The organism is Mesorhizobium sp. M6A.T.Cr.TU.014.01.1.1 (genome assembly GCF_004022765.1).
Taxonomy (GTDB): Bacteria; Pseudomonadota; Alphaproteobacteria; order Rhizobiales; family Rhizobiaceae; genus Mesorhizobium; species Mesorhizobium mediterraneum.
The window spans coordinates 50298-66085 of record NZ_RZPG01000024.1 but is presented as its reverse complement, the minus strand read 5'-3'; the positions used below and the strand labels follow the sequence as shown (position 1 = coordinate 66085).

Below are 15788 nucleotides of genomic sequence, written 5' to 3'. Positions count from 1 at the left end.
CGGCACGTATTTTGTGGTAAAGTTGCAACAGATGCTGCCGCAAATGGTATTTTAACCATATCGGGTTGAAATTCTGCCACCTTCTCCATCTTGGTGGGGGAAGACATTGTGCGGACGGCAGCCCCAGCCGGATCGACGGAGGTTTGAAATGGATTTTTCGAAAACCGGTCTGCTGGCCGTATCGCTTGCCGCGCTCGTTGCGAGCGGCTGTTCAACGTCACGGTTCTCATCGATGGACCAGGAGCAGCCAGCGCCGCTGCAAGCCGCGCCCTCCGGCAAGGTAACCGGAAATCAGCTGCCGCCGCCGGCGTCGCCCGGCACGGCCGACCCGTCGAAATTTCCGACGGCGCCGCAAGGCACGCTAAACCCCCAGGTCGCCTCGTTGCCGCCGGACGGAACGGCACCGGCCGGAGCCCCGGATCTTACCGCAGGCAGCGTCGCCGGCGTGTGGAAGGCCAGCGTGTCCGGCCAGAGCTGCCAGGTGGCAACGCCGCAGACGAAATTCGGCGCCGGCTATCGGGCCGGACCGCTGCATTGCCCGGCGCCGATCGACGGCATCAAATCATGGAACGTCGCCGGCAAGCAGCTGACGCTGTATGATGAGAATGGCGGCACGCTGGCACGGCTCTATTCCTCGGGCGGAGAGAAATTCGACGGCCAGACTTCCAACGGCCTGCCGATTTCGCTTACAAGAGGCTGACCCGCCTCCTATTTGTTTTTACGCAATTCCTAGGGAAAACCGCTACACACTTTTCCTGGGATTGCTCTAGAGCAGGATGAATTCAAATTGAGTCGGTCATCCTGCTCTAAGTCTTTTTTTGCGTATGATCTTGTCCGAAAAGTCTGCAACTTTTCGGGATCATACTTCAGAACGACGTGACCGATGCATCTGCGTGACGGCCTTCAGACCCATGCGACCGTCCGGCAGCGCTACGACCATTTGGTCGATACGGGCCTGATCGACCGCGATCCGGCACAGGAGCGGATCGTCGCGGCACTCGACCGGCTGATCGACGAGATTTCGGCAAAGCGGCTGGCGCACAAGTCGAGCGCGCTGGGCTGGCTGTTCGCGCGCAAGCGCGAGACGCGCGAGGCCGTCAAGGGCCTCTACATCCATGGCGGCGTCGGCCGCGGCAAGACCATGCTGATGGACATGTTCTTCGAGCTGGTGCCGGTCAGGCGCAAGCGCCGTGTGCACTTCAACGACTTCATGGCCGATGTGCAGGACCGCATCCAGAAGCATCGGCTGGAGCGCAAGAATGGCACCGTCAGGGAAGACGACCCGATCGCGCCGGTGGCCCGCTCGCTGGCCGAGGAAGCCTGGGTGCTGTGCTTCGACGAGTTTTCCGTCACCGACATCGCCGATGCGATGATCCTGTCCCGACTGTTCTCGGCGCTGTTTGCCAACGGCGTCGTGCTGGTCGCCACGTCCAATGTCGCGCCGGAGGATCTCTACCGCGACGGTTTGAACCGCAAGCTTTTCCTACCCTTCATCGGCACCCTGGAGCGGAATGCGCAGGTGCTGGCGCTAGACGCCGACAAGGATTATCGGCTGGACAAGCTCAGCCGCCTGCCGGTCTATGTCACCCCCGCCGATGCCGCCGCCGATGCTGTCCTCGACGAGGCCTGGGAGGTGATGACGCATGGCAGGCCGACGGAGGCGGCGGCGCTGACGGTAAAGGGCAGGCAGATCGTGGTGCCGCGTGCTGCCGGCGATGCGGCGCGGTTTTCTTTTGCCGATCTCTGCGAGAAACCGCACGGCGCCCGCGATTTCCTGGCGATTGCCAGCCGCTTCTCGACCATCTTCATCGATCATGTGCCGGTGCTCGGCGAAGGCAGCCGCAACGAGGCCAAGCGCTTCATCCTGCTGATCGACACGCTCTACGATCATCATGTGCGGCTGGTGGTGAGCGCTGCTGCACCGCCACCGCAGCTTTACACGGCCAAGCGCGGCACCGAGGTCTTCGAGTTCGAGCGCACGGCGTCACGGCTGATCGAGATGCAGAGCCACGAATGGCTGGAGGACTGGGCGAAACGGCAGAGTGCGCCGCCGCCGTCGCCGGAAGCGCAACAGGCTCAGGCCTAGAGTCGATAAACATACATGACAAAGCCTTCCGCCTCGCCATGCGGCTCCCTTCGCGCCTCATACAGTGCGCGAGCGGCAACATTGTCCGGCTCGGTGCCGACCCAGGCCTCCTCGCAGCCATGCTCGCGGCCGAGCGCAAACATGGCGTCGAGCATTCTTGTCGCTGTGCCCTGGCGCTGGAAGGCCGGCGCCACGCCGACTTCGTCGATGTAGAGTTCGCTCACCTTGTCCGGATGGCGGTGGATGACGGCAGCGCACTGGCCGACGACCACGCCGTCGGCGAGCGCCACAATCATGAAATGTCCTGGTGAGGCGAGGTAGGCGGCAAGGCGATCAGGCCTCACCGGCTCGTCGAACACGTCTTCGGCGACCCGCATCACAAGGGCGTCATCGCCGGGAAGCAGCCTTCTTATTTCCATCTTCATTGTGTAAATATCCCAAAGTCGGCTTAATTCTTTTGACGCTTACGTAATTCCCATTGTTTCTAACCGATTGAAATTATTCACTCCGAAATAATCGTTTGAATTTTTTTTGCACCGGGGCTATTGGGTGCGGCGAAATCCCGCGGCTTCCCCGCAGCATTCCGGCCTCCTTCCTCGACGTCGTCATCCCAAGTCGTTAAAGATTGGGGCGCCGTCACAGTCTAAAGGGAAAACATCCTGACATGGCACGCAACAAGATAGCGCTCATCGGCTCGGGCATGATCGGCGGCACGCTCGCCCATATGATCGGCCTCAAGGATCTCGGCGACGTTGTGCTGTTTGATATCGCCGAGGGCATCCCGCAAGGCAAGGGGCTGGATATCGCGCAGTCATCGCCGGTCGATGGGTTCGACTCCAGGCTGACCGGCGTCAACGATTATGCCGGCATCGAGGGCGCCGACGTCTGTATCGTCACCGCCGGCGTGCCGCGCAAGCCGGGCATGAGCCGCGACGACCTTCTCGGCATCAACCTGAAGGTCATGGAGCAGGTTGGCGCGGGTCTCAAGAAATACGCGCCGAAAGCCTTCGTCATCTGCATCACCAACCCGCTCGACGCCATGGTCTGGGCGTTGCAGAAGTTCTCAGGATTGCCGAAGAGCCATGTCGTCGGCATGGCTGGCGTGCTGGACAGCTCGCGCTTCCGCTATTTCCTGGCCGAGGAATTCAAGGTGTCGGTCGAGGATGTCACCGCCTTCGTGCTCGGCGGCCATGGCGATTCCATGGTGCCGATGATCCGCTATTCGACGGTCGCCGGCATCCCGCTGCCCGACCTCATCAAGATGGGCTGGACCTCGAAGGAAAAGCTCGACCAGATCGTGCAGCGCACCCGCGACGGCGGCGCCGAGATCGTCGGCCTGCTCAAGACCGGCTCGGCCTTCTACGCACCGGCCGCCTCGGCGATCGCCATGGCCGAAGCCTATCTCAAGGACAAGAAGCGCGTGCTGCCGTGTGCTGCGCATCTCTCCGGCCAGTATGGTGTCAAGAACACCTATGTCGGGGTGCCGGTGGTGATCGGCGCCGGCGGCGTCGAGCGCATCATCGAGATCGAGCTCAGCAAGCCCGAGCAGAAGATGTTCGACAGTTCGGTGGCGGCGGTGCAGGGCCTGTGCGAGGCCTGCGTCAAGATCGCTCCGCATCTCGCAGCCAAGTGACCCGCCGCCAAGTGACCCGGAGACAACGCGCATGAACATCCATGAATATCAGGGCAAGGCGCTGCTGAAGGGCTTTGGCGCACCGGTGGCCGAGGGCGTGCCGGTGTTCGAGGCAAGCGAGGCGGAAGCCGCCGCCAAGGCGCTGCCCGGCCCGCTCTATGTGGTGAAGAGCCAGATCCATGCCGGCGGCCGCGGCAAGGGCAAGTTCAAGGAGCTCGGCCCCGACGCCAAGGGTGGCGTCAGGCTGGCGAAGTCGGTCGCCGATGTCGTCGCCAACGCCAACGAGATGCTCGGCCACACACTGGTCACCAAACAGACCGGTCCGGCGGGCAAGCAGGTCAACCGCCTCTACATCGAGGACGGCGCCGACATCGAGCGCGAGCTCTATCTGTCGCTGCTGGTCGACCGCTCGGTCGGCCGCATCGCCTTCGTCGTTTCGACCGAGGGCGGCATGGACATCGAGGCGGTCGCCCATGACACGCCGGAAAAGATCATCACCGTCGCCATCGACCCGGAAAAGGGCGTGACGGCGGATGATTTGAAAGAACTCAACAGCGCGCTGAAGCTCGACGGCGACGCCGCCAAGGACGGCGAGACACTGTTCCCGATCCTCTACAAAGCCTTCGTCGAAAAGGACATGAGCCTGCTCGAGGTCAACCCGCTGATCGTCATGAGGAACGGCCGGCTGCGCGTGCTCGACGCCAAGGTGTCGTTCGACAACAACGCGCTGTTCCGCCATCCCGACGTGATGGAGCTGCGCGACATCACCGAAGAGGACGAGAAAGAGATCGAGGCGTCGAAATACGACCTCGCCTATGTCGCGCTCGACGGCAATATCGGCTGTATGGTCAATGGCGCCGGCCTCGCCATGGCGACGATGGACATCATCAAGCTCTATGGCGCCGAACCCGCCAACTTCCTCGATGTCGGCGGCGGCGCGTCGAAGGAGAAGGTGACGGCGGCGTTCAAGATCATCACCAAGGATCCGGCGGTCAAGGGCATCCTGATCAACATCTTCGGCGGCATCATGAAATGCGACATCATCGCCGAGGGCGTCATCGCGGCGGTCAAGGAAGTTGGGCTGCAAGTGCCGCTGGTGGTGCGGCTCGAAGGCACCAATGCCGAGCTAGGCAAGAAGATCATCAATGACAGTGGCCTCAATGTCGTCTCGGCCGACGACCTCGACGATGCCGCGAAGAAAATCGTGGCGGCGGTGAAGGGCTGATCTGGTGCCTCCGCACAAGATAAACCTGGTCGAGGCGGCGGATGCGAAGATCAAAAAGGTCTTCGATCCGCATATCGCCGGCGACGTCAACGATGCCCAGGTCAAGATCGCCAAGTTCGGCGATGTCTTCGACTGGCATGCGCATGACAACGAGGACGAAGCGTTCCTCGTGCTGCGCGGCCGCATCGCCATCGATTTCCGCGACGGCACGGTGGAGCTTGGCAGCGGCGAGTTCATCGTCGTGCCGCGGTCCGTCGAGCACCGGCCGCGCTCGCTGAGCGAGGAGCCAGTGGTGCTGATGTTCGAGCCGGCGACGACACTCAACACCGGCAACGCCAAGAGCGACCTCACCGTCGCCGATCTCAAGCGGCTCTGACCATGGCATCTCTGACGATGACCACGCAGCCTTCCTCGATCAACGGTTTGTAAAAAGGACCACCATGTCCATTCTCGTCGACAAGAACACCAAGGTGCTCGTGCAGGGCCTGACCGGCAAGACCGGCACGTTCCATACGGAGCAGGCGCTGGCCTATCACGGGACGAAAATGGTCGGCGGCATCCACCCCAAAAAGGGTGACGAGACGTGGACCGGTGCCAAGGGCGAGAGCCTGCCGATCTTTTCCACCGTCGCTGAAGGCAAGGCGAAGACCGGCGCCAACGCTTCTGTCGTCTATGTGCCGCCGGCGGGCGCCGCAGAGGCGATCCTGGAAGCGATCGAAGCCGAGATCCCGCTGATCATCTGCATCACCGAGGGCATCCCGGTGATCGACATGATCAAGGTCAAGGCGCGGCTCGACCGCTCGACATCGCGGCTCATCGGCCCCAACTGCCCCGGCGTCCTGACCCCCAACGAATGCAAGATCGGCATCATGCCCGGCAACATCTTCCGCAAGGGCTCGGTCGGCGTTGTTTCCCGCTCGGGAACGCTTACCTATGAGGCAGTGTTCCAGACCACCAATGTCGGCCTCGGCCAGACCACCGCCGTCGGCATCGGTGGCGACCCCGTCAAAGGCACGGAGTTCATCGACGTGCTGGAGATGTTCCTCGCCGACGACGAGACCCGATCGATCATCATGATCGGCGAGATCGGCGGCTCGGCCGAGGAAGACGCCGCGCAGTTCCTCAAGGACGAAGCCAAGCGTGGCCGCAAGAAGCCGATGGCCGGTTTCATCGCCGGGCGCACGGCGCCGGCCGGGCGCACCATGGGCCATGCGGGCGCCGTCATCTCCGGCGGCAAGGGCGGCGCCGAGGACAAGATCGCGGCGATGGAATCGGCCGGGATAAAAGTTTCGCCCTCGCCGGCCCGGCTCGGCACGACGCTGGTCGAGGCGATCAAAGGTTAGGGCAGTAAGGGAGTAGGGCAGTAGGGCGTAGGGACAAGACGAGGGCATTGCCCTACTCCCATACTGCCCTATTGCCCTACTCCCCTCCAAAACAGGAGACGGAGCCAGGCTCCGCTGAAAAAATGGCAAGACAAGATCAGGCCAACGACCAATTTTCGCTTACCTCTTTCCTCTATGGCGGCAATGCCGATTATATCGACGCGCTCTACGCCGCCTATGAGGACGATCCCTCTTCGGTCGACCCCGAATGGCAGGATTTCTTCGCGGCGCTGAAGGACGACGCCGGCGATGTTCGCAAGAATGCCAAGGGTGCCTCATGGGCTAAGCCCTCGTGGCCGTTGCAGGCCAATGGCGAGTTGGTGTCGGCGCTCGACGGCAATTGGGGCATCGTCGAGAAGCACATCGAGAAGAAAGTCCAGGACAAGGCGGTGATGAACGGCGTCGCCCTTTCCGACGCCGACGTGCACCAGGCGACGCGCGATTCCGTGCGCGCCATCATGATGATCCGCGCCTACCGCATGCGGGGCCATTTGCACGCCAATCTCGATCCGCTCGGCATCGCCAAGCCGCTCGAGGACTATAACGAGCTGTCGCCGGAAAATTACGGCTTCACATCAGCCGATTACGATCGCCCGATCTTCCTCGACAATGTGCTCGGGCTCGAATTCGGCACCATCCGGCAGATGCTCGACATCCTGACCCGCACCTATTGCTCGACGCTCGGCGTCGAGTTCATGCATATTTCCGATCCCGAGGAGAAGGCCTGGATCCAGGCGCGCATCGAGGGCACCGACAAGGAGATCTCCTTCACCGCCACCGGCAAGAAGGCGATCCTGCAGAAGCTGGTCGAGGCCGAAGGCTTCGAGCAGTTCATCGACGTCAAGTACAAGGGCACCAAGCGCTTCGGCCTCGACGGCGCAGAGGCGCTGATCCCGGCGCTGGAGCAGATCGTCAAGCGCGGCGGCCAGCTCGGCATGAAGGAGATCGTGCTCGGCATGGCGCATCGCGGCCGGCTGAACGTGCTCTCCCAGGTGATGGCCAAGCCGCACCGCGCCATCTTCCACGAATTCAAGGGCGGCTCGGCCGCACCCGACGAGGTCGAGGGCTCGGGCGACGTGAAGTACCATCTCGGCGCTTCGTCGGACCGCGAGTTCGACGGCAACAAAGTGCACCTGTCGCTGACCGCCAATCCTTCGCATCTGGAAATCGTCGATCCGGTGGTTATGGGCAAGGCGCGGGCCAAGCAGGACTCTCTGTTCGGCCGCAGTCGCGAGGAGATCGTGCCGCTGGAAGAGCGCGCCAAGGTGCTGCCGCTGCTCCTGCATGGCGACGCCGCCTTTGCCGGCCAGGGCGTGATTGCCGAAATCCTCGGCCTGTCGGGCCTGCGCGGCCACCGCGTCGCCGGCACGCTGCATTTCATCATCAACAACCAGATCGGCTTCACCACCAATCCGCGCTTCTCACGCTCGTCGCCCTATCCGTCGGATGTGGCCAAGATGATCGAGGCGCCGATCTTCCACGTCAATGGCGACGATCCGGAAGCCGTGGTCCATGCCACCAAGGTGGCGATCGAATTCCGCATGAAGTTCCACAAGCCTGTCGTGGTCGACATGTTCTGCTACCGCCGCTTCGGCCACAATGAAGGCGACGAGCCGGCCTTCACCCAACCGATCATGTACAGCAGCATCCGCAGCCACAAGACGACGGTGCAGATCTATGCCGACCGGCTGATCGCCGAAGGCCACCTCACCCAGGCCGAATTCGATAAGCTCAAGGCCGACTGGCGGGCACATCTCGAGCAAGAATTCGAGGTCGGCCAGCATTACAAGCCCAACAAGGCCGACTGGCTGGATGGCGCCTGGTCTGGCCTGCGCACGGCCGACAACCAGGACGAACAGCGGCGCGGCAAGACCGCCGTGCCGGTCAAGACGCTGAAGGAGATCGGCAAGAAGCTGACCGAGGTGCCGAAGGATTTCGCGGCCCACAAGACGATCATGCGGTTTCTCGAGAACCGCCGCCAGGCGATCGAGTCGGGCGAAGGCATCGACTGGTCGACGGCCGAGGCGCTGGCCTTCGGCGCCATTCTGCTCGACGGCAATCCGGTTCGACTGTCTGGTCAGGATTCGGAGCGCGGCACGTTTTCGCAACGCCACTCCGTGCTCTACGACCAGCGCGACGAGACACGCTACATCCCGCTCAACAATCTGTCGGCGGCGCAGGCCGGCTTCGAGGTCATCAACTCGATGCTGTCGGAAGAGGCCGTGCTCGGCTTCGAATATGGCTACAGCCTGGCCGAGCCGAAGGCGCTGACGCTTTGGGAAGCACAGTTCGGCGATTTCGCCAACGGCGCCCAGGTGGTGTTCGACCAGTTCATCTCGTCGGGCGAGCGCAAGTGGCTCAGAATGTCGGGGCTCGTCTGCCTGCTGCCGCATGGCTATGAAGGCCAGGGGCCGGAACATTCATCGGCCAGGCTCGAGCGCTTCCTGCAGCTTTGCGCCGAAGACAACATGCAAGTGGCCTACTGCACGACGCCGGCCAACTATTTCCACATCCTGCGCCGGCAGTTGAAGCGGGATTTCCGCAAGCCGCTGATCCTGATGACGCCGAAGTCGCTGCTGCGCCACAAGCGGGCGGTGTCGACGCTGCCGGAGATGTCGGGCGAAAGCGCGTTCCACCGGCTGTTGTGGGACGATGCCCAGCAGCTCCCCGGCCAGGCGATCAAGCTCACCAAGGATTCGAAGATCCGCCGTGTCGTGCTCTGCTCGGGCAAGGTCTATTACGACCTCTACGAGGAGCGCGAGAAGCGCGGCATCAACGACATCTATCTGCTGCGCGTCGAACAGCTCTATCCGTTCCCGGCCAAGGCGCTGATCACCGAACTGTCACGCTTCCGCAACGCCGAGATGGTGTGGTGCCAGGAGGAGCCCAAGAACATGGGCGCCTGGTCGTTCATCGATCCCTATCTGGAATGGGTGCTGGCGCATATCGACGCCAAGCATCAGCGGGTGCGCTATACCGGCCGGCCGGCAGCCGCGTCGCCGGCGACCGGATTGATGTCGAAGCATCTCGCCCAGCTTGCCGCCTTGCTCGAAGACGCGCTCGGCGAATAGAACAGAACCGACAAAAAAACGGACAGGCACAATGGCTACCGAAATCCGCGTCCCCACACTTGGCGAATCCGTCACCGAGGCGACCATCGGCAAATGGTTCAAGAAGGTGGGCGACGCGATCGCCACCGACGAGCCGCTGGTCGAGCTCGAAACCGACAAGGTAACGGTGGAAGTGCCGGCCGCGGCCGCGGGAACGCTCAGCGAGATCGCCGTCAAGGAAGGCGAGACGGTCGAGGTCGGCGCTTTGCTCGGCATGATTTCGGCGGGCGACGGCGCAAAAGCGGCAGCACCCGCTAAGGCGTCAACTTCCGAACCGAGGCAGGACGCGGTATCGCAAGCCTCGGCACCGACCGCCGCATCAACCGTCAAGCAAGCCGCGGCCGAGACCGCCAAGATCGCTGGCGATGCCGGGCCGATCGAGGCGCGCACGATGCCGCCGGCGCCAGCGGCGGCGAAGCTGCTGGCCGAGAGCAATCTCGCCGTCGACCAGGTCTCGGGTTCCGGCAAACGCGGCCAGGTGCTGAAGGGCGACGTGCTCGACGCAATCGCCAGGGGCGCGCCGTCGCAACCGGCCGAGACGCCGAAGGCGCCTGCACCGGTCGCTGCCCGTGCGCCGTCCTCGGCCGATGACGCGTCGCGCGAAGAGCGCGTGCGCATGACCAAGCTGCGGCAGACCATCGCGCGCCGCCTCAAGGAAGCGCAGTCGACCGCCGCCATGCTGACCACCTTCAACGAGGTGGACATGAGCGCGGTAATGGCGCTCAGGACCAAATACAAGGATGTGTTCGAGAAGAAGCACGGCGTGAAGCTGGGCTTCATGGGCTTCTTCACCAAGGCCGTCACCCATGCGCTGAAGGAGATCCCTTCGGTCAATGCCGAGATCGACGGCACCGACATCATCTTCAAGAACTACGCCCATATCGGCGTCGCCGTCGGCACGGAAAAAGGCCTTGTCGTGCCAGTGGTACGCGATGCCGACCAGATGTCGATCGCCGAGATCGAGAAGGATATCGGCAGGCTGGGCATCGCCGCGCGTGACGGCAAGCTTTCCGTGGCGGATATGCAAGGAGGCACGTTTACGATTTCCAACGGCGGCGTTTACGGGTCGCTGATGTCGACGCCGATCCTCAACGCGCCGCAGTCCGGCATTCTGGGCATGCACAAGATCCAGGAGCGGCCGGTGGTGGTCGGCGGCCAGATCGTGATCCGGCCGATGATGTATCTGGCGCTCTCCTACGATCACCGCATCGTCGACGGCAAGGAAGCGGTGACCTTCGTGGTCCGCGTCAAGGAAAGCCTGGAGGATCCGGAGCGGCTGGTGCTCGATCTCTAAGGGTCGGTCGAGGTGAGCCGGAGAATGGATCTGCGCCACCGAACGAGCTTCTCTCGTTTGCGCTCCGGATTGTTTTTCACGCTGTGCGTGGCCGGCCTTGCGCTGACGGCATCGACGGCGCACGCTGCCTGCCCGCTCGAGCTCGCCGTCTATGGCGATGCCGAAAGTGCCGCCGAGATCGATTTCAGGCCGACCATGGAATCGGCTGTTGTCACCAACACGTTCAAGATGGTGCTCGACAACAGTGTCGTGCTCGAAGGCATCGTCATGTGGACGGAAGGCGTGGCGCGGCCGCATGGTTCGCTGATGTACAAATGCCCGACAGGCGACGTCACCGGCGACGAACTCGCCGCTTGCACGGTGTGGGAGGGGGTCGTCTACAGTGCTGACGACAAGGGCAACATCGCTCTGCTGCCAGCCGAAGGCGTGGCCGCGCCGAAGACTCTTATCTTTCCCGACCTCGGACCGTCGCTGCAGATGTCGGCCGCCTATGGCACCAACGGGTTTTCGAAAGTGCCGTGGGATGTTTTTTCGTTGAAGGGCTGTCAGGAATGAGCGCGACCAAAAAAGTGCTGCTGGTGACCGGTGGTAGTCGCGGCATCGGCGCGGCCACGTCCAGGCTTGCCGCCAAGGCTGGATACCGTGTTGCGGTCAACTATGCCTCCAATGAGGCTGCGGCCACGGCGCTTGTCGAGGCAATCGCGCAGGCTGGCGGCGAAGCGCTGGCCATCAAGGGCGACGTCGGCAGCGAGGCCGATATTCAGGCGATATTCGAGAGGATCGATCATGCCTTCGGTCCGCTCGATGCGCTCGTCAACAATGCCGGCGTGGTCGACCGGAAGGCGCGTGTCGACGAAATGAGCGGAGCAAGGTTGGAGCGCATGATGCGCATCAACGTCATTGGCTCAATACTGTGTGCCCGCGAAGCGGTGAAGCGTATGTCGACGAGCCATGGCGGCAAGGGCGGCGCTATCGTGAATATCTCCTCGATTGCTGCGAGAATTGGCGGACCGGGCGAATATGTCGACTATGCCGCCTCGAAGGGTGCGATCGATTCTTTCACCATTGGCCTGGCGCGCGAAGTGGCCGGCGAAGGCATTCGCGTCAACGCGGTCAGTCCAGGCATCATCGACACCGAAATTCATGCCTCCGGCGGGCAGCCGGATCGCGTCGAGAGGATGCGTCACCTCGTGCCCATGCAAAGGGCGGGGGCCACCGAAGAGGTCGCCGCGGCAATTCTCTGGCTCCTGTCGGACGGGGCGTCCTATACGACAGGCGCAAATTTGGAAGTGGGCGGCGGCCGCTAATTGCCAGCCAAGGCTGAGTGCCAGACCAGAAGGACAATATCATGGCTTATGACGTCGTTATCATCGGATCGGGACCGGGCGGCTATGTCTGCGCCATCAAGGCGGCACAGCTCGGCCTGAAGACGGCGGTGATCGAGAAGAACCCGACCTTCGGCGGCACCTGCCTCAATATTGGCTGCATCCCGTCCAAGGCGCTGCTGCATGCCTCCGAGATATTCGCCGAGGCCGGCCATTCCTTCGACACGCTGGGCGTCGAAATCGGCGCACCGAAGCTCAATCTCGGGAAGATGATGGCGCACAAGGACGCGACGGTGGCGTCCAACGTCAATGGCGTCGCCTTCCTGTTCAAGAAGAACAAGATCGACTCGTTTCGCGGCACCGGCAAGGTCCTGTCCGCCGGCAAGGTCTCGGTGACCGGCGAGGACGGCAAGGTCGAGGAGATCGAGACCAGGAACATCGTCATCGCCACCGGCTCCGACGTCGCCGGCATTCCGGGCGTCAAGGTCGACATCGACGAGAAGGTAATCATGTCCTCGACCGGCGCGTTGTCGCTGGACAAGGTGCCGGGCCATCTGGTTGTGGTCGGCGGCGGTGTCATCGGGCTGGAGCTTGGCTCGGTATGGGCGCGGCTCGGCGCCAAGGTCACCGTCGTCGAGTTCCTCGACACCATACTGGGCGGCATGGACGGCGAGGTCGCCAAACAGTTCCAGCGCATGCTGTCCAAGCAAGGCATCGAATTCAGGCTCGGCGCCAAGGTGACCGGTGTCGCCAAGGCCAAGAAGGGTGTCACCGTCATCTTCGAGCCGGTCAAGGGGGGTGCTGCCGAGACCATCGAGGCGGATGCGGTGCTGATCGCGACGGGACGTCGGGCCTATTCGGACAGTCTCGGGCTGAAGGAAGCCGGCGTCGATGTCGACGAGCGCGGCCGGGTCAAGACGGACGGCCATCTCAAGACTAATGTGCCGGGCATCTACGCCATCGGCGATGTCATCGCCGGGCCGATGCTTGCCCACAAGGCCGAGGACGAAGGTGTAGCGGTGGCCGAGACCATCGCCGGCCAGGCCGGCCATGTGAACTACGAGGTGATCCCGAACGTCGTCTACACCAGTCCGGAAATCGCCTCGGTCGGCAAGACCGAGGAAGAGCTGAAGGCGGCCGGCATCGATTACAAGGCCGGCAAGTTTCCGTTCAGCGCCAATGGCCGGGCGCGCGCCATGCTGCATACCGACGGCTTCGTGAAGATCCTGGCTGACAAGCAGAGCGACCGGGTGCTCGGCGTCCACATCGTCGGCTTCGGCGCCGGCGAGATGATCCACGAGGCGGCGGTGCTGATGGAGTTCGGCGGTTCGTCGGAAGATCTTGCCCGCACCTGCCACGCCCATCCGACGATGTCGGAAGCGGTGAAGGAAGCGGCACTGGCGACCTTCTTCAAGCCGATCCATATGTAGGCCGTCCTAGAGCGGTTCAGCTTTTGATAGAATCGCCGAACCGCTCTAAGTCTTTGTTTTTACGGAATTCCAGACGGAAAACCGCTGCGCACTTTTCCTGGAATTGCTCTAAGCTACTCCGGCAGCCATCTGATGGCCCAAAGCAAAACGGCCCGCTTCTCAGCGGGCCGTTCGTATTTGAAGTCAGCAGGCGATCACTGCGCCGGGGCTGGTGCGGGCGCCGGAGCAGGCGCTGGTTCTGCAGGCGCCGGAGCAGGTGTAGGCGCCGGAGCAGGCTCTGCGGGTGCCGGGGCTGGCGCAGGCTCTGCCGGGGCCGGGGCTGGCGCAGGCTCTGCCGGGGCCGGGGCAGGTGCCGGTTCTGCGGGCGCCGGCGCTGGGGCTGGCGTGCTGGCGGCCGGCGGCTCAGCAGGCGCGGGCGTTTCACCGCTTCTTCCAAAAATATAGTAAGCGACAATAGCCAGGATAACGACAACCAGGGCAATCAGCCAGCCGCTGCCGCCGCCACCCGACTTGGGAGGGGGGGTCGGAGTGGTGTACGGGTCGTTTGGATTCGCCATAAAAGTGTCCTCCGTGGATGAAAAGTATCAATCAACACAAATCAACGCGCAATCGTTGAACAGGTTTCACGCTAGGTATCGAAAACGCCGAAAACAGGGCAATCTGCGCCTGGAATCGTTTGTCCGCACGCATTTCCCTCGCAAAATTGGCGGAGATCGAGCCAAAACGAGCCTTTTCAGCCATCCTGCACCAAGACCGGACCGCCGCCCTCGCGTCCTGATTCGGGAAGGCATCGATCGGAATCATGTCTTCCTGGTCCGCAACTCAACCGTGCAACTCAGTAAACGACGTCAGGGTTCAGGCGGCCTTGCGGAAATCTTCGACGAGACCTCCCCGTCGGGAGGATGCAGGGCGTCATGAAGGCAGCGAGGGATCGGCCCGGCATGATCGATAACTTGTTGGGGCCGGCGAAAAGTCATTTTCTCGATGCGGCGCAGCCCGCCGGACTCGACGGCATGTCGGCGCCGCCGCAAGCCGGGCTCCCGGCGTGCGCCTTGCCGGCCGCGAGCAACGCGACGACGAAAAAAGAGACAAGAAACAGGGCGTTGAGTACCACAAGCAGCTTCAGCGACACAAAAGCCGCGCGGTCGGTAATGGCGATGACGCGTTTCATGGCTCTTTCTAGGCCTAAAAAAGCGGCGAAACGGTTAACTGGCTTATCCAAATTGTCTTGAACGGGGCTCGTTGCGCGTGCGCTGTCCGGACTTTGCAGGCCTGCACGTCGCTCACGCCCGCGGATGGGCGGCTTCGTAGATTTCGAGCAGCCTGGCGGTGTCGACGCCGGTGTAGATCTGCGTCGTCGACAGGCTGGCATGTCCCAAAAGTTCCTGGATGGTGCGCAGGTCGCCGCCGCGCCCAAGCAGATGCGTGGCGAAGGAATGGCGCAAGGCGTGCGGCGTGGCGGTATCGGGCAGATTGAGCGCCGAGCGCAGCTTCGCCATGTCGCGCTGGACGATGGCCGGGTTGAGCGGACCGCCGCGGGCGCCGCGAAACAGCAGGCCCTTGGGGTCGAGATGCCAGGGGCAGAGCCGGCGGTATTCGGCGATCGCCCTCAGCGCCACCGGCAGCACCGGAACCAGCCGGGTCTTGCCACCCTTGCCGGTGACGCGCAGCACGCTATCGCCAGCCGACGACAGATCGGCGCCCGACAATCCGAGCGCCTCGGAAATGCGCAGGCCCGAGCCGTAGAGCAGCGTCAGCACGGCGGCGTTGCGGGCGGCGATCCACGGCTCCTCCGCCAGCTGGCCTTCCATCGAAACAACGTGTTTGGCATCGCTTGCCGTCAGCGGCTTGGGCAGCGACTTCGGCTGCCGTGGCGCGCGCAGTGCCGCAGCGCCCGCCGCATTGACGAGGCCGCGCCGCTCCAGAAAGCGCAGCAACGAACGGATGCCGGCGAGCCCCCGCCCGAGCGTGCGGGCGCCGGCGCCCCCGGCGCGGCGAGCGGCGAGAAAGCCGCGCAGATCGGCCGGGCGCAGATCGGCGATATCCGAAATGCCGGGCGAGCCGCCGCAATGGCCGGTCAGGAAGTGCAGGAATTGGCGCGTGTCGCGCTCATAGGCTTCCACGGTTTCCGGCGATAGCCGGCGTTCGCGCGCCAGCATCTTCAGCCAGGTTTCGCGGGCCGCCTGAAGGTCTGGTTTGGCTGGAATAAGAAATTCCTGCATTGGCTCTTTCGATATTCCGTTCTTCCAATTCGTTCTTCCAATTCTGGGCCATCTTCCGGCAGCCGGGTTAGGAAGCGGTGA

14 protein-coding genes are annotated in these 15788 nt (G+C 63.1%); 11 read left to right on the top strand and 3 right to left on the bottom strand.

Annotated elements, in window-relative coordinates; genetic code table 11:
• The first annotated feature begins 148 nt into the window (after window positions 1-148).
• Both EN885_RS24545 and zapE read left to right on the top strand, forming a co-directional pair.
• Window positions 149-700, top strand: a complete 552-nt coding sequence (locus tag EN885_RS24545; protein ID WP_095484886.1) for an AprI/Inh family metalloprotease inhibitor — start codon at window positions 149-151, stop codon at window positions 698-700.
• Window positions 701-883: 183 nt separating this feature from the next.
• Window positions 884-2086, top strand: a complete 1203-nt coding sequence (gene zapE, locus EN885_RS24540; protein ID WP_095484887.1) for a cell division protein ZapE — start codon at window positions 884-886, stop codon at window positions 2084-2086.
• Here the strand turns inward: zapE and EN885_RS24535 are convergent.
• Complete coding sequence (locus EN885_RS24535; protein WP_095484888.1) at window positions 2083-2511, bottom strand: GNAT family N-acetyltransferase; 429 nt, start codon at window positions 2509-2511, stop codon at window positions 2083-2085. The two genes, zapE and EN885_RS24535, sit on opposite strands and share 4 nt — an antisense overlap.
• Window positions 2512-2750: 239 nt before the next feature.
• On the opposite strand from EN885_RS24535, the gene mdh reads away from it, so the two are divergent.
• The 9 genes from mdh to lpdA all read left to right on the top strand — a co-directional run bounded on the left by mdh (window position 2751) and on the right by lpdA (window position 13485).
• Window positions 2751-3719: a malate dehydrogenase gene (gene mdh, locus EN885_RS24530; RefSeq protein WP_095484889.1), complete on the top strand. Its 969-nt coding sequence runs from the start codon at window positions 2751-2753 to the stop codon at window positions 3717-3719.
• 31 nt (window positions 3720-3750) lie between these two features.
• A complete protein-coding gene (gene sucC, locus EN885_RS24525; protein ID WP_095484890.1) occupies window positions 3751-4944 on the top strand; it encodes an ADP-forming succinate--CoA ligase subunit beta in 1194 nt (397 codons plus the stop codon).
• A gap of 4 nt (window positions 4945-4948) precedes the next feature.
• The gene (locus EN885_RS24520) at window positions 4949-5320 is read left to right on the top strand and encodes a cupin domain-containing protein (RefSeq protein ID WP_095484891.1); all 372 of its coding nucleotides are present in this window, start codon (window positions 4949-4951) and stop codon (window positions 5318-5320) included.
• 64 nt (window positions 5321-5384) lie between these two features.
• Window positions 5385-6287, top strand: a complete 903-nt coding sequence (sucD, locus tag EN885_RS24515; RefSeq protein ID WP_128244162.1) for a succinate--CoA ligase subunit alpha — start codon at window positions 5385-5387, stop codon at window positions 6285-6287.
• Window positions 6288-6409: 122 nt separating this feature from the next.
• Window positions 6410-9397 (top strand): 2-oxoglutarate dehydrogenase E1 component, encoded by a 2988-nt coding sequence (locus EN885_RS24510; RefSeq protein WP_095484893.1) that lies wholly within the window; start codon window positions 6410-6412, stop codon window positions 9395-9397.
• A 31-nt stretch (window positions 9398-9428) separates the two neighbouring features.
• Window positions 9429-10730: a 2-oxoglutarate dehydrogenase complex dihydrolipoyllysine-residue succinyltransferase gene (gene odhB / locus EN885_RS24505; protein WP_128244163.1), complete on the top strand. Its 1302-nt coding sequence runs from the start codon at window positions 9429-9431 to the stop codon at window positions 10728-10730.
• 57 nt (window positions 10731-10787) lie between these two features.
• Window positions 10788-11285: a hypothetical protein gene (locus tag EN885_RS24500; protein WP_095484895.1), complete on the top strand. Its 498-nt coding sequence runs from the start codon at window positions 10788-10790 to the stop codon at window positions 11283-11285.
• Window positions 11282-12037 carry an SDR family oxidoreductase gene (locus tag EN885_RS24495; RefSeq protein WP_128244164.1) on the top strand — a complete coding sequence of 252 codons (756 nt, stop codon included), beginning with the start codon at window positions 11282-11284 and terminating at the stop codon, window positions 12035-12037. The genes EN885_RS24500 and EN885_RS24495 overlap by 4 nt, the downstream gene beginning before the upstream one ends.
• A 41-nt stretch (window positions 12038-12078) precedes the next feature.
• Window positions 12079-13485 (top strand): dihydrolipoyl dehydrogenase, encoded by a 1407-nt coding sequence (lpdA, locus tag EN885_RS24490; protein ID WP_128244165.1) that lies wholly within the window; start codon window positions 12079-12081, stop codon window positions 13483-13485.
• A 973-nt stretch (window positions 13486-14458) separates the two neighbouring features.
• Here the strand turns inward: lpdA and EN885_RS24480 are convergent.
• Window positions 14459-14656, bottom strand: coding sequence for a hypothetical protein (locus EN885_RS24480; protein WP_245458136.1), 198 nt, complete (start codon window positions 14654-14656; stop codon window positions 14459-14461).
• Window positions 14657-14768: 112 nt separating this feature from the next.
• A complete protein-coding gene (locus EN885_RS24475) occupies window positions 14769-15707 on the bottom strand; it encodes a tyrosine recombinase XerC (RefSeq protein ID WP_126104346.1) in 939 nt (312 codons plus the stop codon).
• Window positions 15708-15788: the final 81 nt, after the last annotated feature.

Coding starts and splice junctions, on each gene's coding strand:
- EN885_RS24545 (WP_095484886.1), top strand. CDS start 149: ATGGATTTTTCGAAAACCGGTCTGCTGGCCGTATCGCTTGCCGCGCTC.
- zapE (WP_095484887.1), top strand. CDS start 884: ATGCATCTGCGTGACGGCCTTCAGACCCATGCGACCGTCCGGCAGCGC.
- EN885_RS24535 (WP_095484888.1), bottom strand. CDS start 2,511: ATGAAGATGGAAATAAGAAGGCTGCTTCCCGGCGATGACGCCCTTGTG.
- mdh (WP_095484889.1), top strand. CDS start 2,751: ATGGCACGCAACAAGATAGCGCTCATCGGCTCGGGCATGATCGGCGGC.
- sucC (WP_095484890.1), top strand. CDS start 3,751: ATGAACATCCATGAATATCAGGGCAAGGCGCTGCTGAAGGGCTTTGGC.
- sucD (WP_128244162.1), top strand. CDS start 5,385: ATGTCCATTCTCGTCGACAAGAACACCAAGGTGCTCGTGCAGGGCCTG.
- EN885_RS24510 (WP_095484893.1), top strand. CDS start 6,410: ATGGCAAGACAAGATCAGGCCAACGACCAATTTTCGCTTACCTCTTTC.
- odhB (WP_128244163.1), top strand. CDS start 9,429: ATGGCTACCGAAATCCGCGTCCCCACACTTGGCGAATCCGTCACCGAG.
- EN885_RS24495 (WP_128244164.1), top strand. CDS start 11,282: ATGAGCGCGACCAAAAAAGTGCTGCTGGTGACCGGTGGTAGTCGCGGC.
- lpdA (WP_128244165.1), top strand. CDS start 12,079: ATGGCTTATGACGTCGTTATCATCGGATCGGGACCGGGCGGCTATGTC.
- EN885_RS24480 (WP_245458136.1), bottom strand. CDS start 14,656: ATGAAACGCGTCATCGCCATTACCGACCGCGCGGCTTTTGTGTCGCTG.
- EN885_RS24475 (WP_126104346.1), bottom strand. CDS start 15,707: ATGCAGGAATTTCTTATTCCAGCCAAACCAGACCTTCAGGCGGCCCGC.